Origin of the sequence: Geoalkalibacter subterraneus, from assembly GCF_000827125.1 — a bacterium.
GTDB classification, from domain to species: domain Bacteria; phylum Desulfobacterota; class Desulfuromonadia; order Desulfuromonadales; family Geoalkalibacteraceae; genus Geoalkalibacter_A; species Geoalkalibacter_A subterraneus.
Window position 1 is genome coordinate 2,324,791 of the sequence record NZ_CP010311.1, and the last position, 15,082, is coordinate 2,339,872.

Below are 15,082 nucleotides of genomic sequence, written 5' to 3' on the forward strand. Positions count from 1 at the left end.
TCGGGATCAGGTCCGCGGGAGTTACCCTCGAACCTGTTCGAGCAGTTGCCAGAATCCGGGAAAAGAAGTTGCCGTACAGGCCGTATCGCAGATGGTGACCGGCGACCTGGATCGCAGGGCAGCGACCGCAAGACTCATGGCGATACGATGATCGCCGCAGGAATCGACCTCCCCTCCCCCGTCCAATGCTTCACGTCCCTCTATGCGCATACCGTCCTCAAGAGCTTCGATGCATGCCCCAAGAGAGCCAAGCCCTTTGACCATTGCAGCAATGCGGTCGGTCTCTTTGACCCGCAGTTCACGGGCATCGCGAATGGTGGTCACGCCCTCGGCAAAAGCGGCCGCCACCGCAATCACCGGGAATTCGTCAATAGCACGGGGTACGAGTTCGCCGCCGATCTCAATTCCTTTCAGGCGGCTGGAACGCACAAGGATATCCGCCACCGGTTCGCCGGACAGGGTCCGCGGAGAGGTCAACTCGAGATCTCCCCCCATTTTCTGCAGGATATCAATGATGCCGCTGCGGGTGGGATTGACACCTACGTTGCGAATCAGAAGTTCGGAGGATGGCGTCACCAGCGCGGCAACCAGAAAAAAAGCGGCCGACGAGATATCGCCCGGCACAAAAACCTCACGCCCTTCCAGGTGCGGACGGGGCTCTATGCGCACACCGCCATCAATGGGTGCAACATGGGCACCGAAAAAGGACAGCATCCGTTCGCTGTGATCCCGGGACAGATGCGGCTCATAGACGGTGGTTGGGCCTTCGGCATAAAGGCCGGCCAGCAGCAGAGCGGATTTGACCTGGGCGCTTGCGACAGAAGAGCGGTAGGTCGTTCCCTGCAGATGGGTTCCCTGAATGGCCAGGGGGGCTTTTTCACCCTGCTCGCGCCCCCAGATACGGGCCCCCATACCGGACAGCGGTTCGACCACCCGTTTCATCGGTCTCCGGCGCAGATACCGGTCACCTGTAAGAACCGAAAAAAACCGCTGAGCCGCGAGCAATCCCGTCATCAGACGCATGGTAGTTCCGGAGTTGCCGCAATCGATCACATCCTCGGGTTCTGTCAGACCGTCAAGACCCTTGCCGTGGATTTCCAGAATGCCGTCCCGGCAGCGGCAAATTTTGATTCCCATGGTCTCAAAGGCCTGCAGGGTCGCCATATTATCTTCTCCGGCCAGAAAACCTTCGACCCGTGTCGTGCCGTCAGCCAGCGATCCCAGCATGATGGACCTGTGGGAAATGGACTTATCGCCCGGCACCCTGATTTCACCGCGCAGTCCCTGGCCGGAAACTATTTCCTGTCTCTCAATCATCGAATTACTCCCCTCAATCCGGCCGCTCACAGAATTTCGTCCCGCATCTGCTTTGAACGCTGGAAGAAGTCAAACAACTTTCCATCGTCACCCTGGCGGACATCCTCCTTAAGCTCACCGAAAAAGCGCTCAAAACGTTCCATCATCTCGATCAGCGCATCGCGATTGGTCAAGGCGATATCACGCCACATGGTGGGATCCGAAGAGGCAATCCGGGTAAAATCGCGGAATCCGCCCGCCGAATACTCGAGGATATTTTCCTCGTAACGATCATAGGAGCCGACGGCATTCACCAGGGAATACGCCACCATGTGCGGCAGATGACTGATGGCGGCCAACACCCTGTCGTGCTTGGTCACATCCATCAGAACCACTTCACTGCCGACGGTCGCCCACATCCGTTGGATGAAAAGCAAGGCTTCCTGATCCGTGCTCTTGGTCGGGGTCAGAATGCAGCGCCGTCCCTGGTAAAGAGTCGCAAATGCCGCTTCAGCGCCGCTTTTCTCCGTCCCGGCAATGGGGTGGCCAGGCACCAGGAAAACATCGTCGCGCAGCAGGGGTTCAATCTCCTGCGCCACCTGGGCCTTGACGCTGCCGCCATCGGTCAGAATGGCGCCGGGCTTAAGAGACGGAATGATCGCAGCAGCCACATCGGCAAGAGTGCGCACCGGTGTGGCAAGAAAGACCACATCGGCGTCGCGGCAACCCTCTGCTGCATCCTGGGTGATCCGATCGACAATCCCCAGATCAAGAGCTTTCTGCAGATTTTCCAGGCCGCGGCCGATACCGACAATTTCGCCGACAGCACCGGCCTCACGCAATGCCAGCGCCAGGGATCCGCCGATCAGGCCGACACCGATTACGGCAAGACGTGGTATGAAAAAATCCGATTGGGTCTGTGCTTTATTCATCGAGCCGCCTTGGGATAAGAACCGAGAACTTTCAGAAACTGACAGTAGGGGCGCAGTTCCTCCACCGCCTGGCGCACCGAGTCGTCCGCAATATGGCCGTCGAGATCAAGGAAAAAGATATATTCCCAGGCTTTTGACTTCAGAGGCCTGCTTTCAATCTTGCTCAGGTTGATCTGCCGCTTGTGGAAGGGCTCGAGCATACGATAGAGGATGCCGGGCTGATCTTTGACGCTGAACATAATCGAGGTTTTGTCCTGCCCACTGCGCTCAGGTGTGTGACGGCCGACAACGAGAAAACGAGTGAAATTGCTGGGGTTGTCGGCAATTTTCTGTTTGGCGACCTTGAGCCCGTAGAGCGATGCGGCCATCTCGCTGGCGATGGCGGCAGCCGTTTCATCCTCAGCCGCCATCTGTGCCGCCAGGGCGGTGCTGCCTACATCGACCAGCGGGATATCGGGCAAGGTCTCCTCCAACCACTTGCGGCACTGAGCCAGGGCTTGGGGATGCGAAATCACTTTGCGGACATCCTCAAGGCGTCCGCTGCGATTGAGAAGGTCGTGAGAAATCTCCAGAAGAATCTCGCTGCTGACTTTGAGATCAGACTCCATGAACATATCAAGGGTATGATTGACGATCCCCTCGTTGGAGTTCTCCACCGGCACCACCCCGTAATGGGCTCTTCCGCGCGCCACTTCCTCAAATACGGCGGAGATGCTTTTGAGTGGAACGAGGCGGGCACTGAGACCGAACTGCTGCATGGCCGCCACATGGGTAAAGGTGGCCTGGGGGCCGAGAAAGGCAACTTTCATCGGCTCTTCGAGTGAAAGGCAGGCAGAGATGATCTCCCGGTAAACGCGACGGATGGCTTCGGAGGGAAAGGGTCCGGGGTTGCCGTCGCACAGGCGCTGATAAATAGCCTGTTCGCGGCTTGGGACATAAAACTGCCGCTTTTCTCCTGCCTTGGTTTCACCCACTTCGATCACGACCCGGGCCCGTTCATTGAGCAGGTCCAGAATACGGTCGTCGATCGCATCGATCCGCTGCCGCAACGCGTCGAGTTTGTCATCTGCCATGGCGTGCACCTCGTCTGAGTTGAAGCAGGCAATTTAGCTTATCCGTCACCAAAAAGCAACTTATCGCCCCACCTGCCGCCGGCCTGTATCAACGGCTCTTGACCCTCCCTGACAGCAACGGTAAACTGCGCCATTCACATTCATCAAAAAGGTGTCTATCGTGAAGAGTTGCGACACCCAACTGTTTTTCAGGAGATCTTCAAATGGCCATTGCGAAAAAAGTTCAGGGGTTTATCGATCGCGCGTCCTGGATTCGCAGGATGTTTGAGCAGGGAGCAGCCCTGCGGCAGCGTTTCGGAGAAGAGAATGTCTTTGATTTTACCCTGGGTAATCCCTCGGTGGAGCCGCCTGAGGCGTTCAAGCAGGAACTTCTCGATCTGGCGCAGAATCCTCAGCCCGGTATGCATCGCTACATGAACAACGCAGGATATGAGGAAACGCGCGCCGCTGTGGCGCAGGTGCTTGTACAGAAAAGCGATCTGGCGGTCAAACCTTCGCAGGTGGTCATGACCTGTGGTGCGGGGGGCGCCCTCAATGTCGTTCTGAAGACCATCCTCAACCCCGGCGAGGAAGTCATTATCCTGGCCCCCTTTTTCGTCGAATATAAATTCTACATCGACAATCACGGCGGAACGCCGGTCGAGGTCTGGACCGACCGAAATACCTTTCAGCCGGACCTCGAGGCAATCGAAGCGGCGATCGGCCCCAAAACCCGCGCAATTATTCTGAACTCTCCCAACAATCCGACCGGGGTGATCTATCCCCGGGACACGTTGGAGCAACTTGGCCGCATCCTTGAGCAGAAAGAGAAAGAGCTCAACCGGCAGATCTATGTCATTTCGGACGAACCCTATGCTCGCCTGAGCTACGACGGCCTTGAGGTTCCCTGTATCTTCAACGCCGTACGCAATTCCGTGATCGTGACCTCGCACAGCAAGGATCTGGCCCTTCCCGGGGAACGCATCGGCTATCTGGCCGCCAACCCGGAGATGAACGAGGTTGACCTTTTCATCGAAGGCGCGGTTTTCTGCAACCGGGTCCTGGGGTTTGTCAATGCCCCGGCACTGATGCAGCGCCTGGTCAGCCATCTGCAGCATGTCAGCGTCGACATTCAGGAGTACCAGGACAAACGCGATATCCTGTACCTGCACCTCTCCAAGATGGGGTTTGAAATGGTCAAGCCCCAGGGCGGCTTCTACCTCTTCCCCCGCTCGCCCCTTGCCGACGACATTGAGTTCGTAAAGCAGGCGCAGAACCACAACATCCTGCTGGTGCCGGGCTCGGGCTTCGGTGCACCCGGCTATTTCCGCATCGCGTACTGCATCGATCGCTCCATTATTGAGCGAAGCCTGCCGGCATGGGAGAAACTCGCCCGAGAAACAGTGAAGGACTAGCCCAGGTTTGGAGAAGTTACTCCGTCGCAAAAAGCCCATCCGGTGACCGGATGGGGCTTTTTCATGCACTCGGCCTGAAATCACGGATACGAAGCTGCACGTTGCTGCGGCCTTGCCAGGTATTGACCTGTGGAGAACAGAGAAAGTCGAGTTCCCCTTGCATAAATTCGGCCTGTGACGCCATCCCGAAAGCGATGGCATCAATTCGCCGGTTTCCCTGCTGCAGGGAAAGTTTCAAATGCTCGCGGCCGACCGGGCGCAGGTTGCACGCCCGAACCTGCCTGACCCGCAGCACTGGCTCCGGATTGCCGAAGCCGAAAGGCGCCAGGCGTGTCAATTCGGCCACCGTCTCAAAGTCCAGTTGAGACAGAGTCCCATCCACATCATAGTCACGATTGGGGACCCGCATCTCCTCAGTCACAAGCTCCTGGGCGAGATCGGCGAACCGCGCGGCAAAATCCTCTATCCTGTCAGCCTTGATGGACAGCCCCGCTGCACAGGCATGTCCGCCGAACCCCTCGAGCCAATCGGAACATCTGCACAATGCTTCATAAAGGTGGAATCCAGGGATGGAACGTGCCGATCCCTTGCCAAGACCCTGATCTAATGCAATCAGCACCGTTGGCCGGTGAAATTTCTCCGTCAGCCGACTGGCCACAATGCCGATGACACCTGGGTGCCAACGCTCATCGGCCAGAACAATCCCCCGGCAGTTACGGCCATCAACGTTCTCAAGATGCTCAAGGGCCTGGGTCAACGTGTCCTCTTCGATCCGACGGCGGTCCCGATTGAGTTCATCAAGCCTGCGTGCCAATGGTGCGGCCTTTCGATTCTCCTGACAGAGCAGCAGCTCAACCCCCAGTGCAGCATCCTCGATGCGCCCTGCGGCGTTAAGGCGCGGCGCAATCTGGAAGCCGACGGCCCCGCAGGAGATCTCCCGCACCCCTGCCACATCCCTCAGTGATTGTATTCCGCAGCGGCGATTGCGGCGCATCAGCTCAAGGCCGTGTGCGGTCAGAACGCGATTGACGCCGGTCAGAGGAACAATATCGGCAATATTTCCAAGGGCGACAAGATCGAGTTGGTGACGCAGGTCGGGCTCCGGGCGTTCCTGAAACCACCCGCGGTCCCGCAGGGCCCGCCTGAGCCCCAGCATGAGAAAGAACGCGACTCCTACCCCGGACAATTCCTTGTACGGGAAAGAATCGCCGGGGAGATGCGGATTGACAATGGAGAAGGCCTGAGGAAGCGTCTCGGGCGGCTGATGGTGATCGGTGATGATCAGATCGAGCCCAAGGTCGGCTGCGACCTGTGCCGGGCCGTGCGCTGAAATTCCGCAATCAACCGAAACAATGACGCCTGCAGTGGCGCGATGGGCCTCTCGGATGGCTTCGGCGCTTAATCCATAACCTTCCTGAAGCCGCAGCGGCAGATGAAAATCAACCCGTCCGCCCATAACGCTGATGCATTCCATCAGCAAGGTCGTTGCCGTAATTCCATCCACATCATAATCGCCATGAATCACGATCAATTCATGACGGGAGATTGCAAGGCAAAGGCGCTCAACCGCTTTATCGATACCACCAAGCAACAGCGGATCGGGCAGAGAGGAGAGTCGCGGCGAAAGGAAGGCTTCAGCGGCAGAAGGTTCGACCATCCTGCGCGAGGCAAGCACCTGGGCGGTCAGGTTTCGGCAGTTGAGTTCGGACATCAGACGGGATACCCGCTCTTCAGGCGGGCTCTGTCCACGCTGACGCCAGTTGCAGTCGGTTACCGGTTCCATGTGGGCCCTGCAATCGGGTTGGGAGATGTCAAAAACGGCTCGAACAACACACGGCCGATGTATTCGACGCGTCGGCCGTCAAACATTCCGGCTTCAATCTCATCCGAATCGTCTGAACCCCAGTAGTTGTTCCTCATGTGCACATCGTCGGGAACTTCTTCCCCGAGAACGACATGATAGCGCCGGCTTCCGATGATGGTATTTCCGCAGATCCGGTAATCCTTCGGGAAAGAGGTGACGAAAATACCCTTTTCGTTGCCTGAGAAAATGTTGTCCACGATTTCCGGGGCCCCGTAATGAAAACGAATTCCGGTCTGATTGTCGGCAATGAGATTGTTGCGGATGAGGATATCAGTCTGGTTGAAGCGAATGGCGACCAGATTTTGGGAAAAAAAGCAGTTCTCGACGCGCATGGACGCATTCTGGCTGTGCAGGGCGCTGTCGGCCTGAGTGAGGATGCAGTGGCTGAATCTTCCGGAGCTGTCCTCCTGGAAATTGATGGCTCCCCAGGAACCGGGCGGGCCCTGGCTGTCTTCAGCCTTAAATATAATGGGATTTTCAGAGGTTCCTTCGGCGACGACACGACCGTATACAATCAACTCGCTGCCGGGGAAGAAAGGATGGTCGGTAAAGGAATCCTTCCCCCTGCCAGGGGGAAGGAATTGGACGCGTGTTCCGGGGGCAATGGTGAGGGTCTCTCCGGCCGGGACAATCATGTCTCCGCGCAGAAAAACGTCTCCTTTCCAGAAATTCCCCCCGGCAATTTCACCGGAGGTTTGATAACCGGGAGTCGCGGCACATCCGCTGATCAGTAAAAGGATCGCTGCACCAAGACAAAGGGTGCCCCATTGGATTTGCAGGCGCATTAAGGATACCAGGTCAGAACGGAAACCGCTTAACGTCTCTATTGGGCCGGCGCTCCCGCCGGAGGGGTTGGATGCGCTTCAAGAAACGACATCTCGGCCCTGATCTGATCGGAACCCGGCCCGGAAGGATTGATTTCCAGGTAACGGGACCAGGTTTCGCGTGCCTTGTCGTAATCCTGAAGATCGTAGCGGTAGACCACACCCAGGTTGAACAACGCCTGCTGATGACGGGGATTAATATCAAGGGCCCGATTGAAATTTTCAACCGCCTTGTCAAACCACCCGACGCGGCGGAACATAATCCCCTGATCCACCAGCACATCGGTATCATTGCCGTTGAGCTCCAAAGCCTTGCTGTAAGCCTCGATGGCTTCCATGGGGCGATTAGAGTCGAAATAATTATGCCCCAGTTGAACCCACGCATTGCGGTTTTCAGGTTCCCGCGCCACGATCTGCTCAAGGGTCTTGATGTTTTCCTGATAGTTGACTGCCGGTGCAGGAGGAGCAGTTGCAGTTCCGGACGTAGCGCGCGGCCCCTTGTCCCCGACACGGGAAAAAAGGACGCCCAGCAGGATGCCCACAATAAGGGCCACGATGACAAAGGCCAGAGTTTCTTTTTTCATCGAGCCGCCTCCTGAACTTTTGCCGACCCGGAGCCGGCTTTTCCTTTTCGCCAATCATCCCAGAACAGGATGAGCGGGCTGGCGATAAAAATTGAAGAATAGGTGCCGACCAGAATTCCGACCAGCAAGGCAAAGGCAAAATTGTGAATCACGCCGCCGCCAAAGACAAAAAGGGCGAAAACGACCAGAAGCGTCGTTCCCGACGTCATGATGGTGCGTGACAGGGTTTCGTTGATGCTGCGGTTGATGACCGACGCGAACCCCTCGCGTCTATACTTGTTCATATTCTCGCGGATCCGGTCGTAAACAATAATGGTATCGTTTAGAGAATACCCGATGATTGCCAGAAATGCGGCCACGATCGGCAGATCGATCTCTTTGCCGAACAGGGAGAAGATTCCCAGGGTGATCAGCACATCGTGCAGCAGTGCAACAATGGAGCCCACGGCAAAACGGAATTCAAAGCGCCAGGTGACATAGATCAGAATTCCGATCATGGCATAGAGAACTGCCAGCAGTCCCTTTTGCCTTAAATCCTTGCCGACCTGGGGCCCAACCATCTCAGCGCGCCGCAAATCAGCGGACTCAGCGCCAAATGCCTCCTCCAGAGCGGAGGTGATCTGGACATTGAGCCCCTCCACCTCCGATGAAGTCGTGGGCGTACGGATGAGAAATTCGTTGTCTTCATCACCAAAGGTCTGCACGGACAAGCCGTCGAGACCGGTGGCGGCCAGCGCCTTCTTGATCTCAGCCGCGTTGGTGTCCTGATCGAACTTGACCTGGACGATCATCCCGCCGGCAAAATCGATGCCATAGTCCGGTCCGCCTTTCACAATCAGCGATGCCAGCCCGACCAACAACATCGCGAGGCTGACAAAAAGAGCGATTTTGCGTTTTCCGATAAAATCTATATTGACATCAGGCTTGACCAATTCCATGAAACGCTCCTTATTATATGCTCAGCCGGTTGATCTGGCGCTTATCGAGGATGAAATCGAACACGAAGCGGGTCACGAAAACCGCGGTGAACAGCGATGCCAGAATGCCGATGGAGAGCGTTACGGCAAATCCCTTGACCGGCCCGGTCCCGAACTGAAACAGCACCAGCGCGGCAATCAAGGTCGTGACGTTGGCATCGATAATCGTTAGAAACGCTTTGCCGTAGCCGGATTCAACGGCGGCACGCGGCGTCTTGCCGATCCGCAGCTCTTCCCTGATCCGCTCGAAGACCAGGACATTGGCATCTACCGCCATCCCGACCGTCAGGACGATGCCTGCCATCCCTGGGAGGGTCAGCGAAGCTTTGAACAAAGTCAGCATCGCCATGATGAAGACCAGATTGAGCACCAGGGCAAGAATAGCCACAAGGCCGGAGAGCCCATAATAGATGGCAATGGCCACAACCACCAATGCCCCCCCCACAGCGATGGAGACGATACCCTGGCGAATGGAGTCATGGCCGAGAGACGGGCCGACGGTTCGATTTTCAAGAATTTTAACCGGCGCCGGCAAAGAACCGGCTCGCAGAACGATGGCGAGATCCGTAGCTTCCTGCTCGGTAAAGGAACCGGAGATCTGAGCGCTCCCCCCGGAGATACGTTCCCGGATCACCGGTGCCGAATAGACAGTATCGTCCAGAATGATCGCCATACGCTTGCCGACGTTGGCGGCCGTGATCTGATCGAAGCGACGAGCACCGACGGAATTGAAGTCAATGGACACATAAGGCTCATTGAATTGCGGACTGATGCGCACCTGCGCATCGGAGAGAAGGTCTCCCGTCATCACAGTTTTTGATTCAACGACGAGGGGAGATTCACTCGTAGCACCCGTACGGGGGTCGACCCGTTTTTCGTAAAGAAGTTCCGTCCCGGGCGGAAGATTCCCCTGAACAGCTTCTTGCGGATTGACATCCTCAGCGACCATTTTGAATTCAAGTCGTGCCGTCTTGCCCAGCAGGGCGATCGCGCGCTCAGGGTCTTCAACGCCGGGCAATTGAATCAAAATGCGGTTGTTGGCCTGACGCTGCAGAACCGGCTCACTCACCCCGAACTGGTCCACACGGTTTCGCATGGTTTCCAGCGCCTGCCTCAAGGCGTAATCCTCGATGTTTTCCACTTCTCTGTCACTGAGACGGAAATTTTTTACAATATAACCTCCCTCGGACTGAACCGTCAGGGCCTCCAGGTCCGGGAAATTTTCTTTCATTACGGCATCGACTTCGGCTCCAGCCTCTCGGTCGTACACCACAACGGAGATAACCCGGCCGCCACCACGCTTAACCCGTCGGAAGACAATGTCTTCTTCGCGCAGCAGGCTCTCGGTCTGGTCCAGCAGGGTGTCCATCCGGCTTTCAACGGCCTTGTCCACTTCCACACCAAGGACCAGATGCATCCCGCCCTGCAGGTCGAGACCCAGGTGAATCGGATCAACGGCGCGATTCCACCATTGGGGCAGCGCCGAGCCGAAAAAAGTAGGAGCCAGGGCAAAAAAGGCAAGCAACACCAACAGCAGGATCAAAGCGCCCCGCATTTTGAGGCTATTGGACATGTCGATCAACGCTCCTTCTTCATTACGGCCGATCCGGTGCCTTCAGCAGCAGGTCGGCATCTCGCGGCGGTAGATTACTGGGCGGCAGGCTTGTTCGCGATGGAAGACCGGTTGACTTTGATTTTTACACCTGAGGCGATTTCAACAGTCACAACCGATTCCTGCAGAGCGGCAATTTTGCCGTGGATACCTCCGGCAGTCACGACAGGATCTCCGACTTTGAGGGATTCAAGAAGTTCGCGGTGCTGCTTCGCACGCTTCTGCTGGGGACGAATCAGCAGAAAATAAAAAATGGCGAACATGATCACCAGCATGATCAGCCCGGAATAAGGGTTACCCTGCTGTCCGGCGCCGGTACCAGCCATTGCAAAAGCTTCTGAAACCATCTGTATCCTCCATAAATAAAGTTAAGCGCTTCCCCAAAGGTTAATTTGAATGGAAGCAGAATCAGTGCGTAGCACGTTGATGATAAAAATCCCGTTTAAACTCTACAAAACTGTTGGCTTCGATTGCGGAACGGGCCGAAGCCATCAAATCCAGATAATAATGAATATTGTGATGCGTGTTGAGCACCGAGGCCAGGATCTCACCGCTTTGATAGAGATGACGCAGATAGGCCCTGCTGTAGTTGCGGCAGACATAACAGCCGCAGGCCGGGTCAACCGGCTGCTCATCCCGCGCGTAGCGTGCCTGTTTGATGGAAATGCGGCCGAAAGAAGTGAACAACACTCCGTTTCGGGCATTTCGGGTAGGCATCACGCAGTCGAACATATCCACGCCGCGGCTGATCCCCTCGATCAGATTCTCCGGGGTCCCCACCCCCATGACGTAGCGGGGATGGTCATGCGGGAGATGGGGTAGAGTGGCCTCCATGACATCGTACATTACAGAAGCCTCCTCACCAACCGAAAGTCCCCCGAGCGCATAACCGTCAAAACCGATTTCCAGCAGGTCCTCGCAGCTTTTGCGGCGCAGATCCGGGAACATCCCTCCCTGAACGATGCCGAACAGGGCGGAGCCGTCTCCCTCGCGGCGAGCTTCTTTGCAACGGCGCGCCCAACGAGCGGAAAGGTCGGTTGAGCGCTGCACGTAATCACGTGGCGACGGATAGGCGATACACTCATCAAAAGCCATGATGATGTCGGCACCCAAGGCCTCCTGAACGCCGGTTGCAAGTTCAGGCGTCAACAGATGGGTGCTGCCGTCAAGGTGGGATTGAAAAAGAACGCCCTCCTCGCTGATCTTGCGCAGCTGTCCGAGGCTGAAAACCTGGAAGCCGCCACTGTCGGTCAGAATGGGACGATCCCAGTTCATAAAACGATGGAGACCGCCCAGATCCTGAACAGTCTGATGCCCGGGGCGCAGAAAAAGGTGATAAGTGTTGGCCAGAATAATCTGGGCGCCGACCTCCTTGAGGGCTTCGGGCAGAAGTCCCTTCACCGTTGCCTGCGTACCCACCGGCATGAAGATCGGTGTCTCGATCTTTCCGCGGGAGGTGTGAATGCGGCCGCGGCGCGCCTGGGTTCGGGTATCCTGATGTAAAAGATCAAAGCTGAAAGGGATCAAGTTTCACCATCACATACAGGTCAAAGGATCAGCATGCAGTCGCCGTAGCTGAAAAAACGAAATTGTTCCGCCACCGCCTGCCGGTAGGCGTTCAACACAAAATCGCGGCCTGCGAAAGCACTGACCAGCATGAGGAGGGTCGACTGCGGAAGATGAAAATTGGTAATCAGTGCATCGACCATGCGAAACTCAAAGCCGGGATAAATAAAAAGATCGGACGCGCCCTCCCCTGCCCTGAGACGGCCATTTGCGTCGAGGGCATATTCAAGCACGCGTGTCGTCGTCGTCCCCAGGGCGAAGATGCGCCGCCCCTCACTCCGAGCCTGATTGACCGCAGCAGCAGTCTCATGACTGACTTGAAAATGCTCGGCATGCATGCGGTGTTCGAGCACATTTTCTACGCGTACGGGGAGAAAGGTTCCCAGCCCCACATGCAGAGTTAAAGCGTGTATCTCGACCCCGATGCGCTGCAATTCATCAAACGTCTTCCGGGTGAAGTGCAGTCCCGCAGTCGGTGCAGCTACCGCCCCCGGATTGGCCCCGAAGACGGTCTGGTAGCGCTCCGGGTCATCCTCGTCTGGCGACCGCTTGATGTAGGGCGGCAGGGGCACCTGGCCGACACGATCGAGAGTTTGGTAAAAATCACCCTCGAATTCAAACCTGATCAGGCGATGCGGCGGCTGATCTCCCTCAAGAACGACCCCCCGCAGATTATCATCGAAAAACAAACGGGTGCCGGGCCGCGGGGTTTTCGAGCTGCGCATAAGGCACTGCCAGACCGTGCCGGGCAAGGGCACCTGGCGGGAGAGAAAAACCTCGATGCGCCCGCCCGACTCCTTGTGTCCCAGCAGCCGAGCCGGAATCACCCGTGTGTCGTTGACCACGAGCAGATCGCCAGCCTGGAAAAATTGTGAAAGATCAGCAAAACGTCCGACACTCACCGATAGAGCACCCCGGTCAAGAATCATGAGGCGCGAACCATCACGTTGCTGGTGGGGATGCTGGGCGATCAGCTCGTCCGGCAGATCAAAACTGAAATCACTCAACTGCATGAATGTGACTTTTACACCATTTCAAACCCGGCCCGAGCCACCGTTTGTCTAAAAATACAGCGTCTTAATCAACCATAAACAGATGCCGAAGTCAACTTGAATCGGCCCCCGATCGGCATGGCGAAAGATGCTCAATTTTCGGATCGGTCACGCGCCAGGCGAGCAAAAGAGCGATCATAGGTGCGTTCGGCTTCAGTAGAAAAGAAACACCCGGGAATTTCGCCCTTGCGGTTGTGGTATGCCACGCACTTGCAGCAATGACCCCGTTTATCACAGGAAAGATAAGTACAAGTGCAATGCTCAAGAGTTCGGCTGGCGACACACTCGTTCATCATCATTCTCCTTGAACATCAATGATTGGCGCTTTTCCACTGTCAAGGAAACAGGGCGAGTTGCGTGAGCCCGAGCGACTCCTCAAATCCCAGCATCAGATTCATATTCTGAACCGCCTGGCCGGCCGCTCCCTTGACCAGATTGTCAATGGCTGCAACTACAATGACCCGATTCGTACGTGCATCAAACATAAGATTGATATCGCAGAAATTACTGCCGCGAACATTGGAAACATTGGGCCAGGAGCCCTGCGGCAAAAGCCTGACAAAACGTTCGGACGCATAAGTCTGCTGGTAAAGCGAGCGCAGTGATGTGGTATCGACATCACCAAGCGCGAGAGCATAGCAGGTCGAAAGAATACCCCGGTTGATCGGCAGCAGGTGCGGCGTGAAAGTCAAACGGACGTCCTCTCCCGCAACCGCACTCAGCGTCTGCTCTATTTCTGGAGTATGCCGATGAGCGCCAACCCCATACGGCTTGAACCCTTCGTTGACTTCACAGAACAGGCTGCCCACCTTGGCTGCACGCCCGGCGCCGCTGGTGCCGGATTTGCAGTCGGCAACGAGAGTCCGGTGGTCGATCAGCTTTTCACGCAGAAGGGGACTCAGCGCAAGGGCGACGCTGGTCGGATAGCAGCCCGGGTTCGCCACCAGACGCGCAGAACGCACCTGGTCCCGGTTCAGTTCAGGCAATCCGTAAACTGCCTCCGGCAGCAGATCGGCACTTGTATGCTCCTGATACCAACGCCTGTAGACATCCACATCACGCAGACGGTAGTCCGCCGACAGGTCAACGACGCGGCTGCCATATTCAAGAAGCCCAGGCACTACTTCCATGGCGGCCTGATGAGGGAGCGCGGTAAAGACGATATCTGATTCTTTCGCCGGCCGGGCCGGGTCGCCCCCCTCACAGACCAGGTCGATTTCGCGAAACAGTGAAGGGAACAGCGAGGCCATCTCTTCCCCGGCGTTCTGACGCGCCGTCACGCAGGCAATTTCCACTTCGGGATGCGCATGAAGCAGGCGCACGAGTTCGACGCCTGTATATCCACTGGCTCCCATGACAGAAACTTTCACCATGACCCACCTCCGTGAATTGAGCAGAAAAAGCGTCTGCGGACTCCTCCTGCTCTTTTCAGTGTCCCATACAGCCTATAAAAGAAAAGGGAACCCATAGGGCTCCCTTTGAAAAAACGGATCGAAAACGGTGATCAACGTTTGGAGAACTGGAAGCTCCGCCGCGCACCACGCTGACCGTATTTCTTACGCTCCTTGACGCGACTGTCACGGGTAATGAACCCGGCTTTCTTCAGCACGCCGCGCAACTCGGAGTCGACCTCGAGCAACGCTTTCGTAATGCCGTGCTTGATGGCACCGGCCTGACCGGAAGGTCCGCCGCCCCTGACGTTGACATGAATATCGAACTGGCCGACATGGCTGGTCAACTCGAGAGGCTGCATGACAACCATCTTGGAGGTCTCGCGCCCGAAATACTCATCAAGGCTGCGATTATTAACAAAGATCTTGCCGTCACCCGGCAGCATACGCACCCGGGCCACGGAAGTTTTTCTCTTACCGGTAGCGGTAAACATTTCCTGAGCCATTCATCTATCTC

Annotated in this window: 15 protein-coding genes; 1 reads left to right on the plus strand and 14 read right to left on the minus strand. The window is 56.5% G+C overall.

Annotation, left to right across the window (positions count from 1 at the left end):
* Positions 1 to 21: 21 nt before the first annotated feature.
* The 3 genes from aroA to pheA are packed head-to-tail and all read right to left on the minus strand — an operon-like array spanning position 22 to position 3,301.
* Positions 22 to 1,317 carry a 3-phosphoshikimate 1-carboxyvinyltransferase gene (gene aroA / locus GSUB_RS10790; RefSeq protein WP_040200782.1) on the minus strand — a complete coding sequence of 432 codons (1,296 nt, stop codon included), beginning with the start codon at positions 1,315 to 1,317 and terminating at the stop codon, positions 22 to 24.
* A gap of 26 nt (positions 1,318 to 1,343) precedes the next feature.
* Positions 1,344 to 2,228: a prephenate dehydrogenase gene (locus GSUB_RS10795; RefSeq protein ID WP_040200783.1), complete on the minus strand. Its 885-nt coding sequence runs from the start codon at positions 2,226 to 2,228 to the stop codon at positions 1,344 to 1,346.
* The gene (pheA, locus tag GSUB_RS10800; RefSeq protein ID WP_040200784.1) at positions 2,225 to 3,301 is read right to left on the minus strand and encodes a prephenate dehydratase; all 1,077 of its coding nucleotides are present in this window, start codon (positions 3,299 to 3,301) and stop codon (positions 2,225 to 2,227) included. The genes GSUB_RS10795 and pheA overlap by 4 nt, the downstream gene beginning before the upstream one ends.
* A gap of 203 nt (positions 3,302 to 3,504) precedes the next feature.
* Here pheA and GSUB_RS10805 point away from each other — a divergent pair, with 203 nt between their 5' ends.
* Entirely contained in the window at positions 3,505 to 4,695 is a 1,191-nt protein-coding gene (locus GSUB_RS10805) for a pyridoxal phosphate-dependent aminotransferase (RefSeq protein WP_040200787.1), read from the plus strand.
* 61 nt (positions 4,696 to 4,756) lie between these two features.
* Here GSUB_RS10805 and recJ read toward each other — a convergent pair whose 3' ends face one another.
* The 11 genes from recJ to rpsI all read right to left on the minus strand — a co-directional run bounded on the left by recJ (position 4,757) and on the right by rpsI (position 15,071).
* Positions 4,757 to 6,478, minus strand: coding sequence for a single-stranded-DNA-specific exonuclease RecJ (gene recJ / locus GSUB_RS10810; protein WP_040200788.1), 1,722 nt, complete (start codon positions 6,476 to 6,478; stop codon positions 4,757 to 4,759).
* Positions 6,466 to 7,344, minus strand: coding sequence for a right-handed parallel beta-helix repeat-containing protein (locus tag GSUB_RS10815; RefSeq protein ID WP_040200789.1), 879 nt, complete (start codon positions 7,342 to 7,344; stop codon positions 6,466 to 6,468). The genes recJ and GSUB_RS10815 overlap by 13 nt, the downstream gene beginning before the upstream one ends.
* Before the next feature lie 38 nt (positions 7,345 to 7,382).
* Positions 7,383 to 7,967 (minus strand): tetratricopeptide repeat protein, encoded by a 585-nt coding sequence (locus tag GSUB_RS10820; protein WP_040200791.1) that lies wholly within the window; start codon positions 7,965 to 7,967, stop codon positions 7,383 to 7,385.
* A complete protein-coding gene (secF, locus tag GSUB_RS10825; protein ID WP_052464861.1) occupies positions 7,964 to 8,905 on the minus strand; it encodes a protein translocase subunit SecF in 942 nt (313 codons plus the stop codon). Before secF ends, GSUB_RS10820 begins: the two co-directional genes overlap by 4 nt.
* A gap of 13 nt (positions 8,906 to 8,918) precedes the next feature.
* Positions 8,919 to 10,517, minus strand: a complete 1,599-nt coding sequence (gene secD, locus GSUB_RS10830) for a protein translocase subunit SecD (RefSeq protein ID WP_040200792.1) — start codon at positions 10,515 to 10,517, stop codon at positions 8,919 to 8,921.
* 74 nt (positions 10,518 to 10,591) lie between these two features.
* Positions 10,592 to 10,903: a preprotein translocase subunit YajC gene (yajC, locus tag GSUB_RS10835; protein ID WP_040200793.1), complete on the minus strand. Its 312-nt coding sequence runs from the start codon at positions 10,901 to 10,903 to the stop codon at positions 10,592 to 10,594.
* A 61-nt stretch (positions 10,904 to 10,964) separates the two neighbouring features.
* Positions 10,965 to 12,083 (minus strand): tRNA guanosine(34) transglycosylase Tgt, encoded by a 1,119-nt coding sequence (gene tgt, locus GSUB_RS10840; protein ID WP_040200794.1) that lies wholly within the window; start codon positions 12,081 to 12,083, stop codon positions 10,965 to 10,967.
* 20 nt (positions 12,084 to 12,103) lie between these two features.
* Positions 12,104 to 13,135, minus strand: a complete 1,032-nt coding sequence (queA, locus tag GSUB_RS10845; protein WP_040200796.1) for a tRNA preQ1(34) S-adenosylmethionine ribosyltransferase-isomerase QueA — start codon at positions 13,133 to 13,135, stop codon at positions 12,104 to 12,106.
* Between the two features lie 131 nt (positions 13,136 to 13,266).
* Positions 13,267 to 13,473, minus strand: coding sequence for a DUF6485 family protein (locus GSUB_RS19765; RefSeq protein ID WP_318025917.1), 207 nt, complete (start codon positions 13,471 to 13,473; stop codon positions 13,267 to 13,269).
* Positions 13,474 to 13,509: 36 nt separating this feature from the next.
* The gene (gene argC / locus GSUB_RS10855; protein ID WP_040200798.1) at positions 13,510 to 14,547 is read right to left on the minus strand and encodes an N-acetyl-gamma-glutamyl-phosphate reductase; all 1,038 of its coding nucleotides are present in this window, start codon (positions 14,545 to 14,547) and stop codon (positions 13,510 to 13,512) included.
* 131 nt (positions 14,548 to 14,678) lie between these two features.
* Positions 14,679 to 15,071: a 30S ribosomal protein S9 gene (gene rpsI / locus GSUB_RS10860; protein ID WP_040200799.1), complete on the minus strand. Its 393-nt coding sequence runs from the start codon at positions 15,069 to 15,071 to the stop codon at positions 14,679 to 14,681.
* Positions 15,072 to 15,082 lie beyond the last annotated feature (11 nt).